The 26,526-nt window shown below is 62.2% G+C and carries 24 protein-coding genes; 11 read left to right on the forward strand and 13 right to left on the reverse strand.

Annotated elements, in window-relative coordinates; genetic code table 11:
• Positions 1 to 43: 43 nt before the first annotated feature.
• From DJ563_RS06400 to DJ563_RS06440, 9 genes are all read right to left on the reverse strand, one after another.
• Positions 44 to 892, reverse strand: a complete 849-nt coding sequence (locus DJ563_RS06400) for a LysR family transcriptional regulator (RefSeq protein ID WP_274099014.1) — start codon at positions 890 to 892, stop codon at positions 44 to 46.
• A 37-nt stretch (positions 893 to 929) separates the two neighbouring features.
• The gene (locus DJ563_RS06405; protein WP_434519067.1) at positions 930 to 1,550 is read right to left on the reverse strand and encodes a TetR/AcrR family transcriptional regulator; all 621 of its coding nucleotides are present in this window, start codon (positions 1,548 to 1,550) and stop codon (positions 930 to 932) included.
• Between the two features lie 2 nt (positions 1,551 to 1,552).
• Entirely contained in the window at positions 1,553 to 2,377 is an 825-nt protein-coding gene (locus DJ563_RS06410) for an HpcH/HpaI aldolase/citrate lyase family protein (protein WP_434519068.1), read from the reverse strand.
• Complete coding sequence (locus DJ563_RS06415) at positions 2,374 to 3,216, reverse strand: FAS1-like dehydratase domain-containing protein (RefSeq protein WP_434519069.1); 843 nt, start codon at positions 3,214 to 3,216, stop codon at positions 2,374 to 2,376. The genes DJ563_RS06410 and DJ563_RS06415 overlap by 4 nt, the downstream gene beginning before the upstream one ends.
• A 34-nt stretch (positions 3,217 to 3,250) precedes the next feature.
• Positions 3,251 to 4,453 (reverse strand): CaiB/BaiF CoA transferase family protein, encoded by a 1,203-nt coding sequence (locus tag DJ563_RS06420; RefSeq protein ID WP_434519070.1) that lies wholly within the window; start codon positions 4,451 to 4,453, stop codon positions 3,251 to 3,253.
• A gap of 68 nt (positions 4,454 to 4,521) precedes the next feature.
• Positions 4,522 to 5,679, reverse strand: a complete 1,158-nt coding sequence (locus DJ563_RS06425) for an acyl-CoA dehydrogenase family protein (protein ID WP_434519071.1) — start codon at positions 5,677 to 5,679, stop codon at positions 4,522 to 4,524.
• Between the two features lie 48 nt (positions 5,680 to 5,727).
• Positions 5,728 to 6,324: a thiamine pyrophosphate-dependent enzyme gene (locus tag DJ563_RS06430; protein ID WP_434519072.1), complete on the reverse strand. Its 597-nt coding sequence runs from the start codon at positions 6,322 to 6,324 to the stop codon at positions 5,728 to 5,730.
• The gene (locus DJ563_RS06435; RefSeq protein WP_434519073.1) at positions 6,312 to 6,842 is read right to left on the reverse strand and encodes a thiamine pyrophosphate-binding protein; all 531 of its coding nucleotides are present in this window, start codon (positions 6,840 to 6,842) and stop codon (positions 6,312 to 6,314) included. Before DJ563_RS06435 ends, DJ563_RS06430 begins: the two co-directional genes overlap by 13 nt.
• Before the next feature lie 110 nt (positions 6,843 to 6,952).
• Positions 6,953 to 8,317, reverse strand: coding sequence for an MFS family transporter (locus DJ563_RS06440; protein WP_434519074.1), 1,365 nt, complete (start codon positions 8,315 to 8,317; stop codon positions 6,953 to 6,955).
• Positions 8,318 to 8,507: 190 nt separating this feature from the next.
• Between DJ563_RS06440 and DJ563_RS06445 the strand changes: the two genes are divergently transcribed.
• Entirely contained in the window at positions 8,508 to 9,431 is a 924-nt protein-coding gene (locus DJ563_RS06445) for a LysR family transcriptional regulator (protein WP_434519075.1), read from the forward strand.
• Here the strand turns inward: DJ563_RS06445 and DJ563_RS06450 are convergent.
• Positions 9,428 to 10,618 (reverse strand): MFS transporter, encoded by a 1,191-nt coding sequence (locus DJ563_RS06450; RefSeq protein WP_434519076.1) that lies wholly within the window; start codon positions 10,616 to 10,618, stop codon positions 9,428 to 9,430. The two genes, DJ563_RS06445 and DJ563_RS06450, sit on opposite strands and share 4 nt — an antisense overlap.
• A gap of 94 nt (positions 10,619 to 10,712) precedes the next feature.
• Positions 10,713 to 11,648, reverse strand: coding sequence for a LysR family transcriptional regulator (locus DJ563_RS06455; RefSeq protein WP_274099012.1), 936 nt, complete (start codon positions 11,646 to 11,648; stop codon positions 10,713 to 10,715).
• Between the two features lie 101 nt (positions 11,649 to 11,749).
• Between DJ563_RS06455 and DJ563_RS06460 the strand changes: the two genes are divergently transcribed.
• Positions 11,750 to 12,022, forward strand: a complete 273-nt coding sequence (locus tag DJ563_RS06460) for a PepSY domain-containing protein (RefSeq protein ID WP_274099011.1) — start codon at positions 11,750 to 11,752, stop codon at positions 12,020 to 12,022.
• Positions 12,023 to 12,083: 61 nt separating this feature from the next.
• On the opposite strand, the gene DJ563_RS06465 is transcribed toward DJ563_RS06460, so the two are convergent.
• Positions 12,084 to 14,648 carry an HWE histidine kinase domain-containing protein gene (locus tag DJ563_RS06465; protein WP_434519077.1) on the reverse strand — a complete coding sequence of 855 codons (2,565 nt, stop codon included), beginning with the start codon at positions 14,646 to 14,648 and terminating at the stop codon, positions 12,084 to 12,086.
• Positions 14,649 to 14,849: 201 nt separating this feature from the next.
• Entirely contained in the window at positions 14,850 to 16,226 is a 1,377-nt protein-coding gene (locus DJ563_RS06470) for an amino acid permease (protein WP_033697791.1), read from the reverse strand.
• A gap of 355 nt (positions 16,227 to 16,581) precedes the next feature.
• On the opposite strand from DJ563_RS06470, the gene DJ563_RS06475 reads away from it, so the two are divergent.
• From DJ563_RS06475 to DJ563_RS06515, 9 genes are all read left to right on the forward strand, one after another.
• Positions 16,582 to 18,279 (forward strand): FAD-dependent monooxygenase, encoded by a 1,698-nt coding sequence (locus tag DJ563_RS06475; protein WP_434519078.1) that lies wholly within the window; start codon positions 16,582 to 16,584, stop codon positions 18,277 to 18,279.
• A gap of 7 nt (positions 18,280 to 18,286) precedes the next feature.
• Positions 18,287 to 18,475, forward strand: coding sequence for a hypothetical protein (locus DJ563_RS06480; RefSeq protein ID WP_033697795.1), 189 nt, complete (start codon positions 18,287 to 18,289; stop codon positions 18,473 to 18,475).
• 85 nt (positions 18,476 to 18,560) lie between these two features.
• Positions 18,561 to 19,901, forward strand: a complete 1,341-nt coding sequence (locus DJ563_RS06485) for an MFS transporter (RefSeq protein WP_274099007.1) — start codon at positions 18,561 to 18,563, stop codon at positions 19,899 to 19,901.
• A 76-nt stretch (positions 19,902 to 19,977) separates the two neighbouring features.
• Positions 19,978 to 20,793, forward strand: a complete 816-nt coding sequence (locus tag DJ563_RS06490) for a helix-turn-helix transcriptional regulator (protein WP_434519079.1) — start codon at positions 19,978 to 19,980, stop codon at positions 20,791 to 20,793.
• A 26-nt stretch (positions 20,794 to 20,819) separates the two neighbouring features.
• Entirely contained in the window at positions 20,820 to 21,242 is a 423-nt protein-coding gene (locus tag DJ563_RS06495; protein ID WP_186653092.1) for a hypothetical protein, read from the forward strand.
• 14 nt (positions 21,243 to 21,256) lie between these two features.
• Complete coding sequence (locus DJ563_RS06500; RefSeq protein ID WP_274099025.1) at positions 21,257 to 21,874, forward strand: dTMP kinase; 618 nt, start codon at positions 21,257 to 21,259, stop codon at positions 21,872 to 21,874.
• Positions 21,875 to 21,927: 53 nt separating this feature from the next.
• Entirely contained in the window at positions 21,928 to 22,305 is a 378-nt protein-coding gene (locus tag DJ563_RS06505; RefSeq protein ID WP_434519080.1) for a VOC family protein, read from the forward strand.
• 143 nt (positions 22,306 to 22,448) lie between these two features.
• Positions 22,449 to 23,375, forward strand: coding sequence for a 2-hydroxyacid dehydrogenase (locus tag DJ563_RS06510; protein ID WP_434519081.1), 927 nt, complete (start codon positions 22,449 to 22,451; stop codon positions 23,373 to 23,375).
• A gap of 177 nt (positions 23,376 to 23,552) precedes the next feature.
• Entirely contained in the window at positions 23,553 to 26,459 is a 2,907-nt protein-coding gene (locus tag DJ563_RS06515; RefSeq protein WP_434519082.1) for an FAD-binding and (Fe-S)-binding domain-containing protein, read from the forward strand.
• The last annotated feature ends 67 nt before the right edge of the window (positions 26,460 to 26,526 follow it).

Here is a 26,526-nt window from a genome sequence, read left to right on the forward strand (position 1 = left end):
ACTGCGCAAATTCCCGGAATGTGCAGGCGATGTTTGCAAAAATTCACAAGCGAAGCAGGGGCTTCACCTGCTCGATCAAAAAGTCGGTCACGGCTTTGATGCGGGGTGTGTTGCGCACGTCTTCATGAACCGCCAGCCAGATTTCGATGCTCATCGAACTGTTGTCGTTGGCTGGCTTGAGCCCGTATTCCTCAGCCATGAAGGCGGGCAGGCAGGCAATGCCCACGCCGCCGGCTGCTGCCTGGGCCTGGATGCGCAAGTCGTTGCTTTGCAGGGCGAAAGGGCGGCCTGTGGCGTGCTTGAGCAGCCACAGTTGCTGTGGGGATTTGGCCTGGGAGTCGTCGTAGCCGATATACACCTGCGGTTCGCGCTGGCGCAGGTAGGCCGCCGAGGCGTACAGCGTGTATTCCAGATGGCCGAGCAAGCTGGCCACCAAGGTGGGTTCGGTGGGCCTGGCCAAGGCAATGGCCACGTCTGCTTCGCGACGCGCCAACGAGGCGCGTGACTTGCTGCCGACCAGCTTCAGCTGCAAGTGGGGGTAGCGTTGATACAGGGCCCCCAGCCTGCGCGCCACCATGCTGCCCAGCAGCGCAGGTGGGGCAGCAATCACCACTTCGCCTTCAACGGTGTGTTGGTCGGCACTGGCAAAGTGCTCCAGTGCAAACGAAGAGGCCAGCATCTGTTCGGCGAACTCGCCGACCCGCAAGCCTTGTTCGGTGAGGGCGTAGGCCCGTGGCCGGCGGTCCACCAGTTTGAGCTGCAAGGACGCTTCGAGCGAGCTGATACGCCGGGCCACGGTGGCGTGGTCAACGCCCAGGCGCTTGGCGGCGGCCGAGAGCGAGCCGGCGCTGATGAAAGCAGAAAAATGACGCAGGTCTTCCCAATCGAACATGACAGGCCTCGGCTGTGAGGCCTGATGATACGCGGATTCAGGCAGTGCCCGTCAGCCGGGTTGAGCGCACGTGCTGTTTGCCAGGCGGGCAGGCCGACAGCAGCGCAAGGCTCATCTGCATCACCCAGGCTTCGATCCTGGCCTCATCGACTGGCACAGGCCGATGCCGCATACCCTCGGCGGTATCGACCAGGGCCAGGATCGCCTCGGCCGTGCCGGCGCTGTCCAGCACATTGAAGTGCCCCTGTTGCTGGCCCTGCTCGATGAGCTGGCACAAGGGCGCGTGCGAACGGCTGACCGCCTGCTCCAGCCAGGCGCGCTGGCCGGCCTCTACATGGCGCGACTCATGGCGCAGCAACAGTGCTTCGCAAGGGTGCGATACCTGCCGTGCGAGCAGAAACCGCAAATAGCCCCGCAAGTCACGGGTATAGGGCCCACGGCGCCAGGCCTTGAGCCGCTGCGCAAGAATGTTCAGCAACACATCGAGCAATAGGTCCTGTTTGCTCGCAACGTGGTGGTACAGGCTGCCGGGCTGCAACCCGGCCCGGGCCGCCAGTTGGCGCATGCTCATGGCGCCGTAGCCGACTTCGGCCATCAAGCCTTGCGCCACGCTGAGCAGATGGCCCGGGCAATGCTGCACTGGGCGGGCGTAAGCCATGGCTAGTCGCCCCTGCCTGCCATTTGCACTACGGCCCGGGCGCGCAGTATCACCGGCGCATCCACCATCTGGCCGTCAAGGGTGAACACCCCGGCACCGGTCTCGGCGGCAGCCAATACGCGGCGTGCCCAGTCCAGCTCGGTGGCCGAGGGCTGCAGGGCGCGATGAATCACGCTGACCTGGCTGGGGTGAATGCACAAGGCACCGCCAAAACCCATGTCGCGGGCGAATTGCACATGCCGTTGCAGGCCATCGACGTCCTCAATCCCTGGGAACACACCCTCCAGCGCCGGCGCCAGGCCGGCAGTGCGGCTGTGCAGCAATACCGCGTAGCGCGCATGTCCGAGCACCTGCTCGGCCGCTTCGCTGGCGCTGCGCAGGTTGAGGTCCAGGCCCAGGTCGAGGCTGCCAAAGGACAACCGCTCGACGCCTTCACAGTTGGCCAGCAAGGGCAGGGCGAGCAACCCGCGAGCGCTTTCGATGACGGGCCAGACCGGCTTGCCGGTGGCATGTGCACGCTGGACCTGTTCGACCGTTTCGGCCTTGGGAAGAAGGATGCCACTGACACCGGCATGGCGCTGACACAACGCCAGGTCAGCGGCATGCGCCCAGTGCTGCGGGGCGTTGACCCGCACCAGCACGCTGGCCTGGGGCTGCGCCGCAAGGAAGGCCTGAAGGTTGCTGCGTGCCTGGTCCTTTGCGGCTTCTTCAACGGCGTCTTCCAGGTCGACGATGACCCGATCGGCGCCACTGGCCAGCGCCTTGGCGATGCGTTCCGGGCGGCTGGCTGGCACGAACAGGGCGGAACGCACGATGGCCTGGTTCATTGAGCTGCCCCCAGGTTGAATTCGACTTCCCCGGTTTGGGCCATGCCTGCTTCGGCGGTCGCCCAGAGCTGGGCCCTGTCGCTGCCCAGCAGGCGCCCACCCACCTCGAAGGCGTTCGGCGAAATCAAGGGCCGCAGGCCACGGAAACTGAAGCGGCGTATCTGCGCGGCAGGGTTTGCACGGGCAAAGCCGCGCAGGTTGAGCGTGGCAATCAGCGGGCCGTGCACCACCAACCCCGGGTAGCCCTCGGTCTCGGTGACGTAGGGCCAGTCGTAGTGGATGCGGTGGCCGTTGAACGTGACTGCCGAGTAGCGGAACAACAGTGTTGCGTCGGGCGTCACGGTTTCTTGCCAGGTGCCGGCTGGAGCAGGTTCGGTACCACCAAGCTTGGGTGGGGTCGGCTCGCGGTAGACGATGTCCTGCTCTTCGACCAGCACCTCGCAGCCATCCTGCACATACACGTGTCTGACCGTGACGAACAGCAACGACCCGGTCCGCCCGTGTTTTTCCTCGACGTTGATAAGGGTCGACTGGCGCGATACCTGTGCTTCTACCCGCAAAGCGCCGAGGAATTCCAGGCGGCTGCCGGCCCACATGCGGTTGCGGTTGTGCGCCGGGGGCAGGAAGCCACCGCGCGCGGGGTGCCCATCGCCACCCAGCCCGGCGGCTTCGACAGCGTCCTGGAAGAACGCCCAGTGCCACAACAGTGGCAGCGGCTCCCCCGGTGACGGCGCGGGCTCGCTGAGGGTCGCCGCGAGGCGCTGGACCAGGTTGTGGGTGATGCGCTCGTGGCGGGTTTCGCTGCGCCCGATCCAGCTGCTGAGGTCTTGTGTTGTCATTGTGGTTTTCCTCGATCATTCAACGCTTGAAGGGTCAGATAACCCCGGCGGTACGCAGTGCCTGTATACGTTCGGCAGGCAGCCCAAGCTCGGCAAGTATGCCTTCGCTGTGCTCGCCCAGCGAAGGCACAGGGTCCATGCGCGGGCTGTAGGCATTGCTGCTGGCCGGGGGCAGCAAACTGGGAACACTGCCGTTCGCGGTCGCCACCTGCCGCCAGCGGCCGCGTGCCTGCAACTGTGGGTGCTGCCAAACCCCCAGCATGTCATTGACCCGGGCGTTGGCGATGCTGGCGCCATCGAGGCGTGCAATCACCGTGTCGAAGTCCAGGGCGGCGAATGCCTCGATGATCAGCGTGCGCAAGGCGTCGCGGTTGGCCACACGCTGGTAGTTGGCAGCGAAGCGCTGATCGTCTGCGAGCGCGGGCTGCAGCAGCACCTGCTCGCAGAACAGCCGCCATTCGCGCTCGTTCTGCAGCCCGAGCATGACGGTGTTGCCATCGCCGGTGGGGAAAGGGCCGTAGGGGTAGATCGTGGCGTGCGCTGCGCCGGCTCGCGGCGGCGGTTCCGCGCCTTCATAGGCGTAGTACAGCGGGTAGTTCATCCATTCCACCAGGCTTTCCAGCATCGACACCTCGACATGGCTGCCTTCGCCGGTGGTGCCACGCAGCAGCAGCGCCGAGAGCACGCCGGTGTACGCATACATGCCGGCAGCGATGTCGGCGATCGAGTTGCCCGCCTTGGCCATCTGCTCGTCGCCAGGGCCGCCGGTTACCGACAAGAAGCCGCCCTCGCTCTGGATCAGCAGGTCATAGGCCTTTTTCTGCTCAAACGGGCCACCGGCACCGTAGCCCGAGATGTCGCAGACGATCAGCTTGGGGAAGCGCACGTGCAACGCCTCGAACGACAGCCCCAGGCGCGCAGCGGCGCCGGGCGCGAGGTTTTGTACCAATACATCGGCCTGTTCCAGCAGTTGATCGAGAATGTCGCCCGCAATGGCCTGCTTGAGGTCCAGCGCCAGGCTTTCCTTGGAGCGGTTGGTCCAGACGAAGTGCGAAGCCAGGCCGTTGACCCGTTGGTCGTAGCCGCGGGCAAAGTCGCCGACGCCCGGCCGTTCGACCTTGATCACGCGGGCGCCAAGGTCGGCCAGCTGGCGGGTGCAGAAGGGGGCGGCAATGGCATGTTCGAGGCTGATGACGGTGATGCCGTCGAGCGGGCGCGTAGCCGTGGGCTGGCTCATGGTGGTTATCTCTCTTGTCATGGCTGAGCTGAACCCCTTGCCGCCTTGGCGACAAGGGGCGACTTCGGTCAGAACGACCGTGGCAACTCCAGCAGGTGCTCGGCGACATACGACAGGATCAGGTTGGTCGAGATCGGCGCCACCTGGTACAGGCGGGTCTCGCGGAACTTGCGCTCGACGTCGTACTCGTTGGCAAAGCCGAAACCGCCGTGGGTTTGCAGGCAGGCATTGGCCGCTTCCCAGCTGGCCTTGGCCGCCAGGTACTTGGCCATGTTGGCGGCGGCACCGGCATTCTTGCCGCTGTCGTATTCTTCACAGGCGCGCCAGCGCATCAGGTCGGCGGCCTCGATTTCGATATGCGCTTCGGCAATCGGGAACTGCACGCCCTGGTTCTGACCGATCGGCCGCCCGAAGACCACACGATCTCGGGCGTACTGGCTGGACTTTTCGATGAACCAGCGCCCATCGCCGATGCACTCGGCGGCGATCAGCGTGCGCTCGGCGTTGAGGCCGTCGAGGATGTAGCGAAAGCCCTTGCCTTCTTCACCGATCAGGCTGCTGGCGGGGATTTCCAGGTTGTCGAAGAACAGCTCGTTGGTCTCGTGGTTGACCATGTTGGCGATCGGCTGCACGGTCAGGCCGTTGCCGATGGCCTCGCGCAGGTCGACCAGGAAAATCGACATGCCTTCAGACTTCTTCTTCACTTCGGCCAGCGGCGTGGTGCGGGCCAAGAGGATCATCAGGTCGGAGTGCTGGACCCGCGAAATCCACACCTTCTGCCCGTTGATCACGTACTTGTCGCCCTTGCGCACGGCAGTGGTCTTGATCTTGGTGGTGTCGCTGCCGGTGGTGGGCTCCGTGACCCCCATCGATTGCAAGCGCAGTTCGCCGCTGGCCAGCTTTGGCAGGTAGTTACGCTTCTGCTCGTCACTGCCGTTACGCAACAGGGTGAACATATTGTACATCTGGCCGTGGATGGTGCCGGAGTTGCCGCCGCAGCGGTTGACTTCCTCCAGGATGACCGATGCCTCGGCCAGGCCCAGGCCCGAGCCACCGTACGCTTCAGGGATCATCGCCGACAGCCAGCCGGCCTCGGTCATCGCCTTGACGAAGGCGTCCGGGAAGCCCTTTTCCTCGTCCACCTTGCGCCAGTACTCGGCAGGGAAATCACCACACAAGGCGCGTACGCCTTCACGGATGGCTTCGAGTTGTTCGTAGTCGTTCATTATTGTTCTCCAGGCGGTGCAGGCTGCCAACCTGCACCCAACGCAGGGTCAGAGAGGCTGGAAGCCGAGGGCGGCGCGGAAGCGGTTCTTGACGTAATGGCCGTCACGCGGCGGCAACACACGGGGTGGGTTCTCGGCCTTGATCTTCACGGTCGCCAACTTCACACCCTCACGCGTGGCGAAGCGTTCGCGCAGGCCTTGCACGCCTTCCATTTCACGAATTTCGCGGGTCCAGCTGAAGCCGCAGGTCTGCGCGACCTGGTCGAGCTTGATGCCGAAGCCGGCATGGCTGACCTGCATGCCGGTCTCGCCGAAGTGGCCGTTGTCCAGCACGACGATGGTCAGGTTGGCCGGTTTTTGCAGGGCAACCGTGGCCAGGGCACCGAACCCCATCAGCAACTCGCCGTCGCCGGTGATGACCACCACCGACTTGTGCGGCTGGGCATTGGCCAGGCCCAGCCCGACGGTGATGGCGCTGCCCATGGCCGCCCAGAGGTAGTAGTTACCGTCGTGGTCGCCGGCAGCCATGACGTCGTAGGACGCCGAACCCAGGCCGGTCACCACCAGCACATCCTGGCGATCGGCGAGCAGGGTGCGTACCACTTCACGGCGGCACAGGGTGTGGTTGGCGCTTACTTGACCCATTTTTTTTCTCCGATCAGGCGCTGGCCGAGCAGCAGGGCGGTGGCGCTGTCGCCGTTGAAAGCCATGGTGGCGGCGCCATGCAGCAACGGGGCGACGTCTTCAGGCACATCGGCGCGCCAGGTCATTACCTTCATCAGTTGCAGCGAGGCCTCGGTGGCCTGGCCCATGGGGTTTTGCCAGGCATTGAACTCGGCCCAGTCGCCACGCAGGGTCACCACTATCAGCAGGGGGAAGCCGGCGCAATTCTGCAAGGCCAGGGTGTTGATGCAGTTACCCACGCCGCTGGACTGCATCAGCAGCGCGCCGCGCTCGCCACCCAGCCAGGCGCCGGCGAGGTAGCCGATGCCTTCTTCTTCGGTGGTGAGGACGACGGCCTTGATCTCGGGGTCGTCATAGGACATGCGGATCGCCGCCGAGTGGCCGGCGTCCGGAACGAACACGACATGCTTGACGTCGTGGGCCTTGAGGACGCGGAACACGTCTTCTTGCCAGCTTTGTTCAGCTTCTTGCGATGACATGGTTGTCTCCAGTGCTGCTCTTGTTTTGCCTCATCATGCAGGCAACAAACGGCCTCGACGACTACCGTTTTTCACTTTGAGATATGCCGGCCTGGCATAGCTTGTGGCGGTCACGCCTTGGCAGCCTGCACCTTGCTGGCGGGCATGCCGGTGTTTTCCTCGACCTTGCCATCGCCACTGATGTAGCCGTGCCTGGACAGGTTGGGCATCAATATCGACGCAATGAAGGTCACGCAGAGGACGGCTGCCACGTAGAAAAAGAAGTAGTCTTCGACGCCTTCGGCCCTGAACGAAAGCGCCACGTATTCCGCTGTGCCGCCAAACGCGGCATTGCCGATGGCATACGGGAAGCCGACCCCCAGTGCACGCACCGCCGGTGGGAACAACTCGGCTTTGACGATGCCTGCGATCGGGGTGTAGAGCGAGGCGATGACCAGGCCGCCGAAGACCAGGGCAAAGGCCATGATCGGGCTATGCGTCCCCTTGATGGCGAACAGCAAGGGAATCACCAGCAGCACGCCCAGGCTCGAGAACATCAGCATGTGCGTCCTGATGCCGAGCCGATCGGCCAGGTGGCCGAACAGCGGCTGGCACAGCATGAAGCCGATCAGCGCCGAGGTCATGATGAAGCTCACGGTGGCCGCATCGAAGCCTGCCGATATCACCAGAAACTTCTGCATGTAGGTGGTGAAGGTATAGAAGTACAGCGAGCCGCCGATGGTAAAGGCGAGCACCAGTGCAACCGCGCGCTTGTGCTTGAACATGCCGCGCAACGACCCGGCGCCTTCGCGGTGCATGTCCTTTTTCGACGCGGTTTCGTGCATCGAGCGGCGCAGGTACACCACCACCACGGCGCTGATGGCGCCAATGAAGAACGGGATACGCCAGCCCCATTCACGCAACTGCTCGTCGCTGAGGGTCTGTTGCAGGATGACCACGGTAAACAGCGCCAGCAATTGCCCGGCGATGATGGTGAAGTACTGGAACGAGCCATAGAAACAGCGCCGTCCCGGCGTTGCGATTTCGCTGATGTAGGTGGCGCCCGTGCCGTATTCGGCACCCACGGACAGCCCCTGGATCAGCCGGGCGATGACCAGCATGATTGGTGCGGCGATGCCCACCGTCTCATAGGTGGGCATTACCGCAATCATCAGTGACCCGGCACACATCATGAACACCGAGATGATCATTGAAACCTTGCGGCCGCGGGTGTCGGCCAGCCAGCCGAAGATCCAGCCGCCCAGTGGGCGCATGAAGAAGCCCACGGCAAATACGCCGGCAGTGGCCAGCAGCTGCGTGGTGGTGTCGCCCTTGGGGAAGAACGAAGCGGCGAAGTAGATGGCGGTGTAGGCGTAGATGAAAAAGTCGTACCACTCGACCAGGTTGCCGGAGCAGGCACCCATGATCGCTCTGACACGGTTGGGTTGCCGGGTGGGTACATCTTCAAGGTGGGAAGTGGAATGTGGCGTTGGCATGGTAGTCAGCCTCTGGTCTTATTCTTGTAGCGGGTGTCCGATCGGTGATCGACCCTGTTTCCACGCTACTCCAGAGCGGGCAGCTCAATAAGGGGACTGATTGACTAACTGATATGCCGAAATTCTATAGCTGCCAGCGGGGGCGCTGTTTAGACTGCCAGCTACCTTCTGCCTCAACACGGGTCGGCCCATGGACGTCGTTCAGCTCAAAACCCTGATTCATGTTGCCGAACTTGGCAGCCTCAGCAAGGCGTCCGACCGGTTGCACATTGCGCAGCCCGCCTTGAGCCGGCAGATACGGCAGTTGGAAAAAGAGCTGGGGGTTTACCTGTTCGAGCGCCATGGCCGCGGCATGATCATCACCGACGCCGGCAGTGAGGTGCTGCAGCACGCCACGCGCATCATGGATGAGCTCGAGGCGATTCGCAGTGCGGTGGTCGGCGGGCATGCCTCGTTTCGGGGGGCGGTAGCGATCGGCACCACACCGACCATTGCTGAAATCGTCACCGTGCCCCTGGTTACCCGTATTCGCCAGGCACACCCGGACTTGTCGATCCGTTTTTCGTCGGCATTCAGCGGCTACCTGGTGGACTGGATTCAACGCGGTGAACTGGAGCTGGCCATCTCTTACGATCTGGAGCCGCTGCATACCCTGCGCATCGTGCCGGTGATGATGGAGAGCCTGGTGCTGGTGGGGCCGCCGAGTACCGGCTTGGCGTGGGACAAGCCGGTCAATTTCGCCACCCTGGCCCAACAGCAACTGGTGCTGCCGAGCCCCAGGCACGGTTTGCGCAAGATCATGGACCAGTGCGCTGCGGACGTCGGCTTCAAGATTGCCACCAGTGTCGAGGCCGACTCGTTTGGGGCGATGATCGACCTGGTTCGCCATGGCTTCGGCATGACTGCGCTGCCCCTGGCTTCGATCTACAACCACCTGCAAAGCGGCACCCTGTGCGCGGCGCCGCTGATAGAACCGACCCCGATGCGCAAGCTGGTGATGGTGTCACCGGCGGACAGGCATGTGAGCCCTGCGACGCGCTATGTGGGGCAAACCTTCGTCGAGCTGGCCGCGGAACTGGTGGCGCAGGGCATCTGGGCGGGGCACATGCTTTAGCCCCGTGCCTGCAGGCGCGCCACGCCGGGCACGCACAGCAAGGCCAGCAGGGCTACGCCCGCCGCCACATAACCGAGCGACGATACACCGAACGCTGGGATGACCAACCCACCCAGCAACGCGCCCAGGCCGATCCCGGCATTGGCGGCAGATACGTTGGTAGTGCCGGCCAACGCCTGGGAATGCGACACCGCGTTCATCACCCGGACCTGGCAGATGGGGTACAGCGCCGTGTTGGCGATGCCCCACAGTGCCAGCGCCGCCCAGAGCGTAACCGGTGCAGAAGCCAGCGGGCTGAATGCCGCCATGCCCACCCCCAGCAAGGCCAGGAACAGCGCAGTGGCCTTGATCGGCGATTGCCTGACCGCGCGGCCACCCAGCCAGTTGCCCAGCAAACCGATGGCACCGAAGCCCATCAGCCACCAGCCGACATCCGCTGTTGCCACACCTGCGGTGCGCTCAAGCATGTCGGCGAGGTAGGTGTAGGCAATGAACATGGCGGTGAACACCAGCACCGAGAGGACCACGTTGGCCAGGAAGATCGGTTCACGGAAAATTCGCGCCTGCTGGCTGAAGTCGACTTTAGGCTGGCGGGCAACCGCTGGCATCCAGGCCAGCACAGCAAAGGCCATCAGCGCTGATGCGGCGGCCAATACCCAGAAGGCGCCGCGCCAGCCGATGGCATTGGCCGCCAAGGTGCCCAGCGGAATACCGAGCAGCAGGGCCGCTGAAATGCCCAGGTACACGCGCGCGACGGCCTGCCCCTGGCGATCGGGGCTGACCATCCTGGCCGCCGTCTCGCTGGCCGTCCCCCAGAAAACCGGCAGTGCCAGGGCGGGCAAGAATCGCGCTACTGCTAGCACCCAGATGTTCGGCGCAATGGCAGCAAGCGCATTGGCCGCAGCGAACAAGGCCAGGATGGCTGCGAACAGCTTGCGCCTGTCCAGGTGGGCAAGTGCTGCTGTCAACGGCGGGCCGGCGAGCATGACGGTGAAGGCGAACAGCGTGATCAGCTGCCCGGCACTGGAAATCGACACATCAAGGTCGCGCGCCAGCCCCGGCAGCAGGCCAACCATCAAAAACTCGGTGGTTACGATCAGAAAGGCCGAGGTGGCGAGGATCAAAGTCCCCAATGTGGCGCGTCGATCGGTCGCCAAGCCCAGGGGAGGGCGTTCAACAGCAGTCATGCAGGCAGTTCCTGAAATCAAGGTGCTGCCATTGTATTGATTCAAAAAAAGCTTATCGCTGGCAAAAATTCACTGGCTTGGCGAATATTATTCACTAATCACCGGGCTGCAGAACGTGACCGTCCATGCGCAGTGATTGCAGCAATACGTCCAGTAACGCCCTGACGCGCGGCAGGGCCTCGCGCTTCCTGAGCCATACCACGTTCATCGCCAAGCCCTCTGTTGCCAGGTGCGGCAATACTTCAACCAACTCGCCACAGGCCAGTTGCTGGTTGACCAGCCAGGTAGGCACCTGGGTGATGCCCAAGCCTTGCAGCACGGCTTGTACCACTCCTTCGCCATCGCCAATGGCAAGCCGCGCCGGCATGAAGCGCCGTTCCATTTCGCCAGGCTGGGTACCGGTCATGTGCCAAGGGCTGCCCAAACCGTCGGCTTGCCCGTAAACCACACAGTCATGGGCGTGCAGGTCACGCTCATCGACGGGCGTGCCACGTGCTCGCAAGTAGGCCGGTGATGCGCAAAAGATGACCCGCTGAGCGCCGATGAACTGGTGGCCCAGCTCGTCCGGCCAAACGTCCGGGCCGCCGATACGCACCACGATATCGATGCCCTGTTCGGTCGGGTTGACGAAGCTGTCGGTAAAGGACACGTGTGGCTGCAGCTGATGATGGCGCTTGACGTAGTCGAGGATGACCGGCAATACGTGCAGCCGCCCGTAGGCTGCAGGCAGGTCGATACGCACTCTGCCTCGCGGCTCGAAGTAGTCCTCGTGCAGCGACAGCTCCGATTCTTCGAGGTCGGCCAGTACCCGCGAACAGGTCTTGTAGAAGGTCTGCCCCGCATCAGTCAGGGCAAGCCGGCGTGTCGTGCGGTCGAACAGGCGCAGCCCCAGGCGCGCTTCCAGCCGCGCGATACCTTTACTGACCGCCGAACTTGTCAGGTTCAGGCGCTGCGCTGCCGCCGCAAAACTGCCGAGGTCTGCAACGCAAACAAATACATCGATGCCTTTCAGGCGCTCTGATGAGTGCACATCAACCCTTATGTCATGAATAGCCGTCTTGCCACTCTAATTGAACCGAAGCGACAGTGCTTGGGTCGCAGTGTTTAACTCTGGCAAAAAGGATGTTGACGATGAAAGCGATGACACGACTGTTCACGGGTTTGGCACTGGTGGGTGCACTGGGGACTAATGCTGCCTGGGCGGATCAGCCAGGCGCCGACTGGAAGGTCAACAAAGACCAGGCCGAAGCTGCGCTGAAGAGTGCCGGCTACACCCAGATCACCAAGATCGAGGCCGATGATGGCCATTGGGAGGGCGAGGGCATCAAGGCGGATGGCAAGCAGTACGAATTCCACGTCGATCCGCACACTGGCGCCATTACCAAGGATGAGTTGGACAAGTGACCGGGTGTTGAACGAATGCGACCCGCGCCTGTGCGCGGGTTTTTAATGCCAGCCCGGCAGGCTATTGTGCTTGGTCCGTAGCTTTCCGAATGTCGATCAAGCTTTCCAGGTTCGACAATATCGACAAGGCGTCATAGGGCTTGCGCACCACGGGAACGTGCTTCAAGTGCGCGGGAATGCTGACACTGTCGCCGTAACCCGTGGCAAACAGGAATGGGATGTGCTGGCGCGAGAGCGCTTCGGCGACGGCAATGGAGGTTCCCGTGCCCAGGTTGATGTCCAGCACGGCGACATCAGGCCTGTGGCTGGCCAGCAGTTTCATCGCCTCGGCTTCCGAGCTTGCGGTGATCACATCCTCGACCAGCGCATCGGCCAGAATCTGTTCAAGGCCCACGGCAATCACCAATTGGTCTTCAAGAATCAGCACGCACGCATTGACCAGGGCCGTGTAGCTTACCGGCGGCGCAGCCGGCGCGACCTGCGGCGCTGGGGTGTCGGCTGTTTCAAGCTGAGTCAGGTGTTTGCCAGGAATCTTGAAATACCCATGCAGGCCTTCTGGCCTGAACTCGAGCGTGCTGCTACCGCCCAGGTCGAAGGGGATGCTGCGTTCAATCAGTACCGAGCCAAAACCGCTTCGGCTCGGCGGGCGCACCGTCGGCCCACCGCTTTCGCACCAGGCGATGTCGCAAGCGCCACCCGAATCGATCGTCCAGCTGACCACCAGCTTGCCGCCTGCCCGAGACAACGCGCCATACTTCGCGGCGTTGGTTGCCAGCTCGTGAAGCACCAGCGCCATTACCGAGTAGGCGCGGGCATCGAGCAGCAGGTTCGGACCGTTAAGGGTGATGGCATCGGTCGCAGTGCGGTACGGCGATAGTTCCGCTTCCAGCAGCGTTGCGAAACGGCCGCCGCCATCCCCCCTCACCACCTGATCGTGCGCCAGCGACAACGCCTGGATGCGGCCCTTCAGCGTGGCCACATAGCTGTTGAGGGTCTGTTTTTCAGTGGTGGGGTGGGCCACCAGTGCACCGATCAGTGAAAGAATGTTCTTCACCCGGTGGTTGAGCTCTTCGTTGAGCATCCGCTGGCGCACTTCGGCCTTGGAGCGCTCATCGGCCATCAGCTCACTGTTGTGCAAGGCAACCTCGACGATCGCAGCGCGGATGGCCTCGCCGAACTGGCGGTCCTGTTCGGACCAGGGCTGCGAGTGTTGATGTACGGTCTGCTTCCACACAGCAAAGCTTTTGCGTGGGGTCAGGCGCTCACCCAGCGGGCCGCTTTCGTAGGTCTTGTTGGGGTCGCCGGCCCAATCCAGGGTTTCGATCACCTCCTTGCGAAACAGCATGAGGTAGTCCCTCGGTTGCTGCGACATCGGAATCACCAGTACGCCCGAAACGTCGACGGCATAATCCTGGGCGGCAGGGTGCGCCATCGACAGGCAGTTCGACGCCCATGTACGCCCCTCGGAGACTCCCTCGGCAAAGCGCAGCAGGTTCGGTACCGCCGCCTTGGGCGGTGTCAGCGCGTCTGCCGACCAGCGCCCTTGCAGCGACATGGCGATGCCGTCGCAAGGGATGAGCGCCTTGAAGTCTGTCATGCGGGCACGCAGCAGTTCTTCGATATCCGCGGTGCGGTGGGCATCGCGCAGCAGGTTGTCCAACACCCGGCGGGCGTATGCGGCGGCTTCCAGGGTTTGCTTGGCCCGTAGGGTCTGGATATGCAGCGAGAAGAACTCGCCGAACATCTCCGCCGCGACCCGCTGGCCCATGGTCAGCGTGCGGGGTGCGTAATGGTGGCAGGCAATCAGCCCCCAGAGCGCGCCGTCGACGATGATCGAAATGGACATGGACGCGCCCACGCCCATGTTGCTCAGGTACTCGCAGTGAATGGGCGAGACGCTGCGCAGGTGCGCGTAGGACAGGTCCAGTGGCTCGCCGGAGAGGTCCAGTACCGGCTCGATCGGCACGGTTCTGAACTGGGCATCGGCAATGATCCGCACCGGGTTGCGCAGGTACAGGGCGCGTGCCTGCTGAGGAATGTCCGAGGCCGGGAAGTACTGCCCCAGAAAGCTTTCGAGGCCGCTGCGCTTGGCCTCGGCAATGACCTTGCCGGCGCCGTCGACGCCAAGTTGGTAGATCATCACCCGGTCATAACCCAGTAGTGCGCGAACACGCCGGGCAGTATCGGGGAACAGCTTGTCGGAGCGGTCGATCTCACGCAATTGGGCAATGACGGTACGCACCAGTTCGATTGGCTCGGCAATGCCCGCACCGCGGGGCTCGAACTCCAGGATGGCAGTGCCTTTGAAAATATGCGCGGCCACATCGAACGCCAGCCCGGACGGCAGATTCACGGCAAAGCTCAGCGCCGGTCGGGACGCCTCTCTGACGCGTGCCAGCGCGTTGCGCAGCGTATGGGCAGCCTCGCTGCCGATGATGGTTTCGAGCCGTTGCCCGTTGATTTCACCCGCCACGCCCAGCATGCCGGCGGTATTGGCGGAGTGCCGCAGCACGACGCTTGCCGACGCGTTGCAGGCCAACAGGCAACCGTGCGGCTGGATGCTGCCGGGGATCTGGATAGGTTCGCGATCGCAGTTGGTCAAGTTGACGGGAGGTTGCAAAGTCATGGGCGGCCCCTGCCGGTTTACCAGAGGCCGGCTGCCTGCATGACCGCCGAACATTTTCAGGCAAACGAAGTGTTTACAGTCAAATTCAGCATGGGAGTCTAGCTTGCAGGGCACGCTTCGTCATCAAGGGCAAGAGGTGGCAAGCACAGGGGTTTAGCGTGCCGCCATGGGCAGGAGCGGGTAGACCCGCTCCTGCACTGGTCAGCTCCCTGCGTAACCCACCGACTTCGCCGCCATCCGATTACGTTTCACGAAGTAGGCAGCCACCACCACCAGTGAGGTCACCGTGGTGAACCAGAACTGGAAGCGCGACCCCGGGTCGAAGGCTTGGGTGACAATCACGGCCAACAGCGCGAACAGCGCAACGATATTGGCGTAAGGGAAGAACCACGCCCGGAACGCCGTGGGGTCGACCGCTTCATGCCGGGTTTTCCAGCGCATGGCAAAGTGGGCGATGATGATGAAGATCCACACGATCATCACGAACGTGCCGCTGCTTTTGGCCAGGGTCATGAACAGGTCGCCGCCGCTGACAAAGTGCACCGTCAGGATCAACAGGCAGATGCTCAGGCTCAGCAGCAGGGCGTTGAGCGGCACCCCTTTGGAGGTGGTGCGGGAGAACAGCTTCGGCGCATGGCCACGCTGGCTCAACGAGAACAGCATGCGCGAGTTGGAGAACATGAACGAGTTCATCACCGACATGAACGAGATGAACAACACAATCTTCATGGCCACCGCCGCGCCACTGAACCCGGCCAGGCTGAACAACGACACATACGGCGAAGCCAGGTTTTCAGTGTCTGTCCAGGGCAGGCACAGAATCAGAATCGACACCGAACCGACATAGAACAGCATCACCCGCAAAATCACGCTCTTGATTGCCCTGATGACGTTCTGCCGCGGGTTTTCCGATTCGCCGGCCGCAACGGCTGCAATTTCACTGCCGCCCAGCGAGAAGATCACCACCACCACACCCGCCATCACCGGCGACAGGCCATTGGGCATGAAGCCATCGTGCGCCGTCAGGTTGACCCAGCCAGGGGAGGGGATGTTGCTGTGCAGGCCGAGCAGTATCGAGACACCCAGCACCATGAAGATGAGAATGGTGGCGACCTTCATCGCGGCCAGCCAGTACTCCACTTCAGCGAACGATTTGACCGAGTAGGCGTTGCTGGCCATCAACGTCACCAGCATGATGAAAGCGCCCGCCCAGATCGGTAGCCACGGCAGAAAGTCGTTGAGGATGGCGCCTAGCAGTACCGCCTCCAGGGTGATGGTCAGCATCGATTTGAGCCAGTACAGCCAGCCGACGGCAAAACCCGCCCATTCGCCGAGGTAGGTATTGGCATAGGTCGAGAACGAGCCGGCGTCCGGGTTGCGACAGGCCATCTCGCCGAGCATGAACATCACCAAGGTGACCACGATGCCGCCGATGAAATATGACAGGATCGCGGCCGGCCCCGCCGAGGCAATCAACTTGCCCGACCCCATGAACAGCCCCGCGCCGATCACCCCGCCTAGCGCAATCATGGTGATGTGCCGTTGTTTCAGGCTTTGCTTCAGACTGTTGGATTGCATTTCCTTGTCCTCTCTTATTATCGGGGAGGAATTGGCAACGTTCGTGCAGCGCAAGGCTTGCCACCGCAAAAATAGTCACCCCCCACACACAGGCGTCGTCGTGCGCCTGCGTCCACGCCCTGCAGCCTTTTATTCAGGCAATAGCTGTCAGGCTGGCCACCTTGGGCAATGCGGCCGTCTATCTCAAGCGAATTCTGCGCACAACATCCTGCGTTTTTTTCCTGAGGGCGTGCTTTCTGCTGTGCAATGTTGTCCCTTCAAGGGGACATGTCTGTTTCTCACACCGCTTACAGTCCGCTGCATATCCGAAATGGCTCAGGCCAAAAAAAGCATAACAATCCGGAGATGCAGTGCGATGCACACACCACTCGCAGAGCCTCGTCGCTCTATCTATTTCGATTACCAGGTTTTCCCTGCCCACACCGCCAGCGTGAATGCCCAGGTGCAGCATCACCCTGTGGTGATCGTCGGCGCTGGGCCCATTGGCCTGACCACGGCCCTGGACCTGGCCCGCTACGGCATCCCCTCGATCGTGCTGGAAGCCGAACGGCAGGTCAGCGAAGGCAGCCGGGCGATCGTGTTCACCCGTCGATCACTGGAGATTCTGCAGCAGGTCGGCATCTCCGAGCGTGTCACCTCAGCGGGCCTGCCCTGGCGCTTTGGCAATTCCTACTACCGCAATCAGCGGGTATTTCGCATGGAGGCGCCGCACGACCCCGATGACCGTTTTGCGCCCATGACCAACTTGCAACAGCCTTGCCTGGAGCAGTTTCTGGTCGATGCCTGCCACGCCAACCCGATGATCGAGCTGCGCTGGGGCAACCAGGTCAAGGCGCTGGCCCAGGCAGACGACCGCGCGACGCTGGAGGTGGATACCCCCGCGGGTGAGTACACCCTGCAAGCCAGCTGGGTGGTTGCCGCAGATGGGGCGCGTTCGGCCATTCGCACGCTGCTTGGGCTGCAACTGGAAGGTGCTTCATACGAAGGCCGTTTTGTTATCGCCGACATCAAGATCGACCTGGACCTGCCCACTGAGCGTCTGGCGTACTTCGACCCGCACTGGAACCCGGGCAATACCGTGCTCATGCACCGCGAGCCAGACAATATCTGGCGCATCGACTATCAACTGGCACGGGGCGAAACGCCCGAACAGGCCTTGTCGGCTGACTCCCTGCGCGAGCGTATCAATGCCCAGTTGGGCATCGTCGGGGTAGTGAACCCGCAGTGGGAGCTGGACTGGTGCTCGGTGTACTCGGCGCGCGCACTGACACTGCCCGACTACCTGCATGATCGCGTGATATTCACCGGCGATGCCGCGCATTTGCTGCCCATTTTCGGCGTGCGCGGTGCCAACACCGGCTTCCAGGACTGTCACGGCCTGGGCTGGAAGCTGGCGCTGACCGTCAAGGGCGTTGCCGGCCCGGGGCTGCTCGCCTCGTATAGCACGGAGCGGGTAGGGGCCGCGCGCGAGATCATTGCCGAAGCGGGGAAGAGCACCCGTTTCATGACGCCGCCCAGTGCGGGTTATCGCCTGTTGCGCGATGCCGTACTGTCGTTGTCACTGACCCAGGCGTTCGTCCGCCCGCTGTACCACTGGCGCACTTCGCGGCCACATGACTATGTGGACTCTGCACTCAACTGCAAGCATGACGACAATTCACGCTTCAGCTGCGGGCCGCACCAGGGCGCGCCGCTGCTTAACGTGCGGCTCGGCGATGACCAGTTCCTGTTCGACAGGCTGGGGGCGTCGTTCTGCCTGCTGTATTTCACCGATGCCGTTGAAGTGCCAAGCGATATTCAAGCGCAGGCGCAAAGCCTGCGCGACCAAGGCGTGCCGTTGCAGTTGCTGGCTGTCGTGGGTAATCGGCAAGGCGAGGTCCGGGGCGCCGACGGAGTGGTCGACGACCCTGGCGGCCACCTGCGCAACAAATATGGTGCGTCGGCGGGCGGTGCTTACCTGATGCGCCCGGACCAGCACGTCTGCGCCCGGTGGCATCACCTCAATGGGCAGGCTTTGCGTGATGCCGTCGAAACCGCTTTGGGCAATGAGTGAGAACCCTATGGAACACAAGCAACTGACCATCAGCGACATTGAGACCCTCTACGACCAGCTAGCGGATGCCCTTGACCACATCGAAGAGGGCAAACGCGAGCTGTTTCTGGTGAAACTGGCGCTGCTCAGCGCCCAGGCGCTTGGCGACGCAGAGCAGTTTCTGGCGCTGACGCGCACGGCGTTGCTGGACCTGTAATCAGCCCCTGGCTTTCGTGCATTTGCCGCCGGTTTGTCTGTTCGAGCCGGCGAGCCTTCCTATAACAATAATCAGGAAGTTCCCCATGACGCGCAGTCCTATCGCCAGCGCGACCACCCCGACGGTGGCCGGTGTTGACGACCGCTATCAGCACGTGTGTAAAAAGATCTCGAAAAGGCTGATCGGCTTTTTGTTTGCCTGCTTCGTATTGTCGTTTCTGGACCGCATCAATATCGGTTTCGCCGGCCTGACCATGATGGGCGACCTGGGCCTCACGGGCACTCAGTTTGGCCTGGCCAGTACCTTCTTCTATGTCGCTTACATCGCCTGTGGCATACCCAGCAACATGGCCCTGGCGCGCATCGGGGCCCGTCGCTGGATCGGCAGCCTGATGATTGCCTGGGGGCTGGCGTCTACCTGCACGCTGTTTGCGACCGATGCCACCTCGCTTTACCTGCTGCGGATTCTGGTGGGTGTGACCGAAGCGGGGTTCTTGCCTGGCGTGTTGCTGTACCTGACCTTCTGGTTTCCTTCGGCTTACCGGGCCCGCGCCAATGCGCTGTTCATGATCGCCATGCCATTTACCGCCGGGTTCAGCGCTGCGCTGTCGGGGCTGATTCTGGGCCTGGATGGCGTCTGGGGGCTGAAGGGCTGGCAATGGTTGTTCCTGCTCGAAGGCTTGCCCTCGGTGCTGATGGGCTGCGTGGTGTTCGGTTATCTGGATGACCGCCCGCAACAGGCGAAGTGGTTGGATGGCGAAGAACAGGCGCTGCTGCAGCGCGCACTGCAAGCGGACCGCGCTGCCCGTACGGCAACTGCCACACAGCCTGCCCGCAGCGTGTGGCGCGAACTGGCCTCGCCGCGCATCCTGCTGTTCTGCCTGGTCTACTTTTGCCTGGTCAACACCCTGGCAATGATTGCGGTATGGACGCCGTTGATCGTCAAAAGCTTCAACAGCGCCAGCAGTAACCAGGCGATCGGCTTTCTGGCGGCCATCCCGCAGATCTGCACCATTATTCTGATGATCGTCTGGGGCCTGCATTCGGACCGCACCCGCGAGCGCCGGTGGCATTTGGTGCTGCCCATGCTGATGGCTGCGGCTGGCTGGGTGCTCACTGCGCTGTCGAGCTATCCGGCGGTGCAATTGCTGGGGGTGTGTATGGCGGCCAGCGGCTCTTACAGCGCCATGTCGATTTTCTGGACAACGCCCGACCAGGTGCTGAGTTTCAGTGCTCGTGCGGTGGGTATCGCGGTGATCAACGCCATGGGCAATATCGGCTCGGCAGTCAACCCGCTGGTGGTCGGCTGGCTGAAGGACCTGACGTCCAGTTTCAGCGCAGGTTTCGCCTATGCTGCCCTGCTGCTGATCCTCGGCGCACTGCTGGCCCTGCGCCTGCCCATTGCGCCGCCAGAGCCCGGGCATTGAAGGGTGATAGAGTGTCGGGTAGCCGTAGTAGGCAATAACCACAAAACCTGCGCCCGACACGTCGAGAGAAACCGCCATGCAGTACTGGCCCTTGCGCCCCGGCAGTAGTGAACACCGCTTCGATATCGCTCACACCGCCAATCTGTTCGCCAGGGTGGGCCAGAACCGCAGCAAGTTCCTCGCAGCGGATTTGCTGCAGGTGATCGGCCCGGGCGTGCCGTTGGCCCAATGCACGATCTTCGCTTATCCGCAGCGGCGCAACGCCGAGGTGTTCTCGTTTGCGGACCGGGCGCGCGAAGTCTCGCTGCCGGCGATCTCCCACAAATATGTGCAACGCTTCTTCGGCCTGGATGGCAACCAGCAGGTGATGAGCCAAAGCAACTGCGTCGCCAACACCATCGTGCAACGCCAGTCAGCTGACGACATCACGCACCCCGAGTACCGGCGCATCTGCTATGAGCAGCCACAGATTGCCGAGCGGGTAGCCTTGCTGACCCTCTGTGAAAGCAACCGCTGGTTGTCGGTGAACTTCTACCGCGGCCGCGAGCACGGGCGCTTCTCGGCGCAGGAGATGGAGCACCTGGAGGCCCTGGCGCCGTTGCTGATCCAGGCCGTGCGCCTGCATTACCACGCGCACCTGCAAGCCAACGAGCTGCCCTTGCTGTTGGCCGAGCGGGTGATCAAGCAGCAGCACTTGGCGCTGACCTTCCGTGAACAAACGCTGCTGCGCCTGATGCTGAGCGGCCTTGCAGTGGAAGACATTGCCGAGCATCTAGGGGTTCGCCCCGTCAGCGCCGCGACTTATGTGAAACGGCTATACCGCAAACTGGGTGTCAACGGTTTGCGTGAGCTGTTTGGCTTGACCACGCAGGCCCAGTGGGCGCTATCCTGAATGCCTGAACCCTTGGGGCATCTATCATGCGCAGGTTGATGGTGTTGCTCGCGATCACGGCGATTGCGGGTTGTCAGGCGCCAATGCCGGCTGCCGATCCGCAGATGGCCTGGGTCGACTTCTCGGTGCCGTTTCCCAACGACAGGTTGTTGATGGCCGAACGCCTGGACCAGCAACGCCTGCGCGACGGCCGGTTTTTTCAGGTCAGCCCCGGCAGCCATGAGCTGATCGTCCGGTTCGACTACGAAGCAAGCGGGGGTTCAGGCATGAGCATGATGGGGGGCTCCACCGTGCGCGAGTGCTACCTGACGCTCAACTACCCGCATTTCAAAGCCGGCCAGCGCTATGTGCTGGAGGCGCGTTCCATGGCCTTGACGCCTGAGGCGCGGCTGTACGATGCCAAGGGGGCGATCGTTGCCGAGGTCAGCGCGTATTATTGCCTTATGTGAGTGATGTTCAAACAATGAATCGTCCGCTGTTCGTTTCTCTGGATGGGCCCAAGGGCACTGGCAAGACCACACTGCTTGAGGCCATTACAAAAGTACTGAGGGCAGGCAACAACAAGGTGGTCCGGCTTTGCGAGCGCAATAACGACCCCAACAGGGGGGCAACAATGGCGCTGGTCAACCAGCTGGTCAGAAACCCCAGCCGGGCGCTGGAAATGGCGGTTTGCGAGCGCCTGGCCGATAGCCGTAGCTGGATTTCACAGCATGTGCTGCCCAGACAGCCCCCGGGCAGCATCATCCTGATCGACCGCTGGTACCCGTCGGATGCCGCGTTTCGCCGGATAGTCCCGTTTGCAGACATTCTGCGCTTGAATATCGAGCGCAATGTACGCGTGCCAGACCTGCATGTCGGGGTAGTCACCGACCCTGAAATCTCATGGGCCAGGGCAGCGGCGCGGTCGCGCGGGCTGGGCAGTACCGTGATGTTCAACCTGCAAGAGCAGGTTGCCAGTACCCAGGCGTTCGAGCGAGCGGTTGCGGAGCAGGGGTGGGTGTTGTGCCGCAATGAGGGCACGGTCGAAGAGGCGACGATGCAGGTGGTTGCCGAGATTCATAAGGTGTTGCGAGGCCAATAAGGGACCGCACATAAAGAAAACCCGCCAACACAGGCAAGGGAGCTTCTACCGCAATGATTGATCACTTGGATCATCTGGTGCTGACCACCATCGATGTCGACGCTTGCAAAGATTTCTACGTCCGTGTTCTGGGGATGCGTTTGCAGACCTTTGGGGCAGGCCGCCTTGCGTTCTGTTTCGGCAATCAAAAGATCAACGTCCATGTTCGCGGGCATGAGTTCGAGCCAAAGGCCCACCTGCCGGTGCCGGGGGCCTTGGACGTGTGCTTGATCACCAGTGTCGGGCTCGAGCAGGTGGTCGCACACCTCGAGGCTCAGAACTGGCCCATTATCGAAGGGCCTGTTCAGCGGACCGGGGCGACCGGGCCTATCCTCTCGGTCTATGTGCGCGACCCTGATCTCAATCTGATCGAGATTTCCGAACAGCTGTGACTTGGCAGTTCAGGGCTTTCAGTACCGGTGGTGAAACTACCTACTCGAGGCAGGAGGAACGGCTGTTCTTTTAGTGCACCCATGTGAAGGCATCATGTCGTTGGGGTGGGCATCATGTGTGTACTGAATAACAGGAGCCAGACATGGCTATTCTCTACATGGCCGAGCCCGGCAGTGCTGCTCAATGGCGTCAGGCTTTTCTTGAAAGTGCCCCCGAACTTGAGTTTCGCGAATGGCCCGAGGTGGGCGATGCGCGCGACATCGAGTATCTGATTGCCTGGAAACCGATGCCGAGGCTGATGGCGCAGTTCCCAAACCTCAGCGTGCTGTACTCGGCAGGCGCCGGCGTCGATCAGTTCGACCTGTCTGAGCTACCCGAGCACGTTTCGCTGGTCAGGCTGGTGGATGGCGCCATGGCCGACATCATGGCCGAGTACGTGACCTTTGCCGTGCTGGCCTTGCACCGTGACATCCTTACTTACCAGAACAGTCAGCGCGAGCGCCGCTGGGCGCCTTTGCCGATCATCCCTGCGTGCGAGCGGCGTGTGGGTGTGATGGGGCTGGGGAACCTCGGGCAGGTAGCCCTGCAGCGGTTGCAGCCACTGGGCTTCCAGCTGCATGCGTGGAGCCGTTCGCCCAAAGCGGTCGCGGGTGGGCGTTGCTACGTGGGTAATGAGCAATTGCATGCATTTCTAGGCCAATGCGACATCCTGATCAACCTGTTGCCTCTGACACCCGAAACGACGGGCATATTGAACGCGACCACGCTCGGTGCGCTGCCCACGGGGGCAGGTGTAGTGAACGTGGGGCGTGGTGCTCATGTTGTCGAGCAGGATCTGCTGGCGGCGCTTGATACCGGTAAGGTCGCAGGCGCGGTGCTGGACGTGCTTGATCAGGAACCTCCCTTGCCCGACCACCCGTTCTGGCGGCACCCGCGGGTATTGCTGACCCCGCATATCGCCAGCAATGTTCAGGTCGAGGGCGCCGTTGATGTCATCGTGCGAAACCTTCACCGCGCGCGCAGCGGCCTGCCCTTGCTGAACACGGTGCATCGCGGCAAGGGGTACTGAGGCGTTGCGATTTGATCCTGCCTAGAGAAGCATGAAAAGCCTGTTTCTTCCTATTCCGAGTTGGTAGAGCCTCACTCGCGCTCGGCTTACAGTAGTTAACGCCCACCGCTCTACCCTGGGGAGTCCCCGTAGGGCCGTTGCGTTTCCGTGCTGATGATCGAGACCAGGCTTCTCCTAATGACAAAAAACAACCCTATCCCTTTCGACCTCAACCTCCTGATGACCCTGCGCGCCAAGCTTGAGGCGCAAACCTCGGCGGAGGTTCGATTCGACGCCGCCACGCACGCCATCTACGCCTCCGAGGCGTCAAACTATCGTCAGCTGCCGGTAGGCATTGTCATTCCCAGGACCGTCGACGACATCGTGACCACGGTACGCCTCTGCAAAGAGGCCGGCATGCCGATCTTGCCGCGTGGCGCGGGTACCTCCATGTGCGGCCAGGCAGTGAACGCGGCGGTTGTGATCGATGCCTCCAAATACCTTCACGCTGTTCATGAGATCGACCCTGCAAGGCGCCTGGCCAGGGTGCAGCCGGGTGTGATCTGCGATCGGCTCAAAAGCGAGGCGGCCAAGGTGGGGCTGACCTTCGGCCCGGACCCTGCAACCCATAGCCGCTGCACGCTGGGCGGCATGATCGGCAACAACTCCTGTGGCGCTCACTCGGTGATGGCCGGCAAGACAGTCGAAAACGTCGAGCGCCTGGAAATTCTGACCTATGACGGGGAACGTTTCTGGGTAGGGCCTACCGACGAGGCCGCCTACCAGGAACACATCAAGGCCGGTGGGCGGCGTGCCGAGATCGTGCAGGCATTGAAAGCGCTGGTCGATCGCAACGAGGCGCACATTCGCCAGGGGTTCCCCAAGCTCAAACGTCGCGTGTCGGGCTACAACCTCGATCAGTTGTTGCCTGAAAACGGCTTCAACATTGCACGCGCGCTGGTGGGCGTCGAAGGCACCTGCGTCACCGTCCTGCAGGCTGAGACGATTCTGGTGAAGAATCCGACTCACCGCGTGCTGGTGGTGCTGGGCTATGACGAGATCTATTACGCAGCCGACTCCGTACCGCAGTTGCTGCCGCTCAATCCAATCGCAATGGAAGGGTTGGATGATGGCATCATCGATGGGCTTAAAGAACGCGGCATGAAGCTTGCCGATATCGCCGAGCTTCCGGCTGGCAACGCCTGGTTGATGATCGAGTTTGGTGCCCTGTCGACTGAGCAAGCGGTTGCCTTCGCCCAGCAGGCCGTGGACATTGCGCCTGAGTTGCCGGGCAGCCCAAGTGTGCGGCTGGTGACCGATGCAGGTTTGATGAATCGAATCTGGACGATCCGAGAGACGGGCGCCTCGGCGACCTCGCTGGGGCTGGACCCGAATGCGCCTGATCCTGTCGTAGGGTGGGAGGATGCAGCGGTCGAGCCCGAGCACCTCGGCCAGTACCTTCGCGAATTCAAGCGCCTGGTCAGCAGCTACGGCTACAAGACCAACCTCTATGGGCACTTTGGTGATGGCTGTATCCACTCGCGCATTACCTTCGACCTGAAATCCCAGGACGGCCTGGATAACTGGCGAGCATTCCTGGAGGAGGCGGCTCACCTGGTCGTGCGCTACGGTGGTTCGTTGTCGGGCGAGCATGGTGATGGCCAGGCCAAGGGGGAATACCTGCGGATCATGTACTCTGCCGAGATCATGAATGCCTTTGCCGAATTCAAGGCGATCTGGGACCCGCTGAACAAGATGAACCCCGGCAAGCTGATCCATGCCATGCCGGTCGATGCCAACCTGCGGTTGGGCCCGGACTACGAGCGCCGTGAAATCCCCAGCCCGTTCACCTACGATGCGCGCCTCGGTGACAAGGGCCTGGCGCGTGAGGCCGAGCGCTGCATCGGGATGGGTAAATGCCGCTCGCTCGAGGGCGGCACCATGTGCCCAAGCTTCAGGGCCACCCGCGAAGAGAAGTACTCCACCCGCGGCCGTGCACGTTTGTTTTTCGAGCTGTTGAAGGGCGAGGTGCTCGAAGGTGCCTGGCGGAACGAAGAGGTCAAGGACTCCCTGGATCTGTGCCTGGGCTGCAAGGGCTGCAAGACGGACTGCCCGACCAATGTGAACATCGCCCGCTACAAGACCGAGTTCCTTAGCCGCTATTACAGCCACAAGCCGCGCCCGGTGATGGACGCCATGATCGGGCGCATCGGCGCATGGCTGCCGCATGCCACCAAGCTGTCACCTGTACTCAACTACGCCATGGGTAACCCGCTGGTGCGTACGGCGGGTGCTTATTTCGGGCTGGCGCGTGAAGCCAAGTTCCCAAAGGTCGCCTCGCAGAGTTTCCGTAGCAGCGCTACGGCCAGGCGCATCCTGAAAAATGAGCGTGTGCGTGCCGGTACAGAGGTGCTGTTGTGGGTGGACAGCTTCAATAATGGCTTCACGCCCAACGTGCTCGAAGCGGGCGTAACCGTACTCGAGGCGCTTGGGTTTAGCGTAAAACTGATGAAGCGCCATGTGTGCTGCGGCCGGCCTTATTACGACGTGGGCATGATCGATCAGGCCAAGTCGAACCTTGAGCAGATCCTTGCCCAGTTGGCGCCGGTGCTCGAAGAAGGGCTTCCAGTCATCGTCCTTGAGCCCAGTTGCTTGTCGGTGTTCCGCGACGAAATGCCGGGCCTGTTCCCGACGGACCCACGCGCCAAAAAGCTCGAGAAGTCGATCATGACCTTGAGTGAGTTCATCGAACAGCGTGGTCTGCAGTTGCCTTCGATCAACGAAGACGTGCGCATACATGGGCATTGCCATCAGAAGTCCTGCGGCGGGATGGCAGGGGAGCAGGGCGTTCTTGAAAAGCTGGGCGGCCAGGGCCAGGTGATTGCTGCGGGTTGCTGCGGCGTGGCGGGTGCATACGCTTACCACAGCAAGACGGCTCCGATTGCGAAGATCATCGGTGAGAAAGAGTTCAAACCTCACATCGACAAGATCCCGCAGCAGGTGGCGGTGGTTGCCGATGGCTTCAGTTGCCGCGGGCAGATCCGCAATGTGAGTGGTAGAGAAGCCATGCACCTGGCTGAGTACCTTGCGAAAATTCTGGGTTAGTTGCACGCAGCGCAGCATTCTCCAGTGTTTGGCTGCTAAGGTCGTTTCAAACCTGGCAGCCTTCGAG

It is taken from the genome of Pseudomonas sp. NFX1, assembly GCF_051123555.1.
GTDB classification, from domain to species: Bacteria; Pseudomonadota; Gammaproteobacteria; order Pseudomonadales; family Pseudomonadaceae; genus Aquipseudomonas; species Aquipseudomonas capeferrum.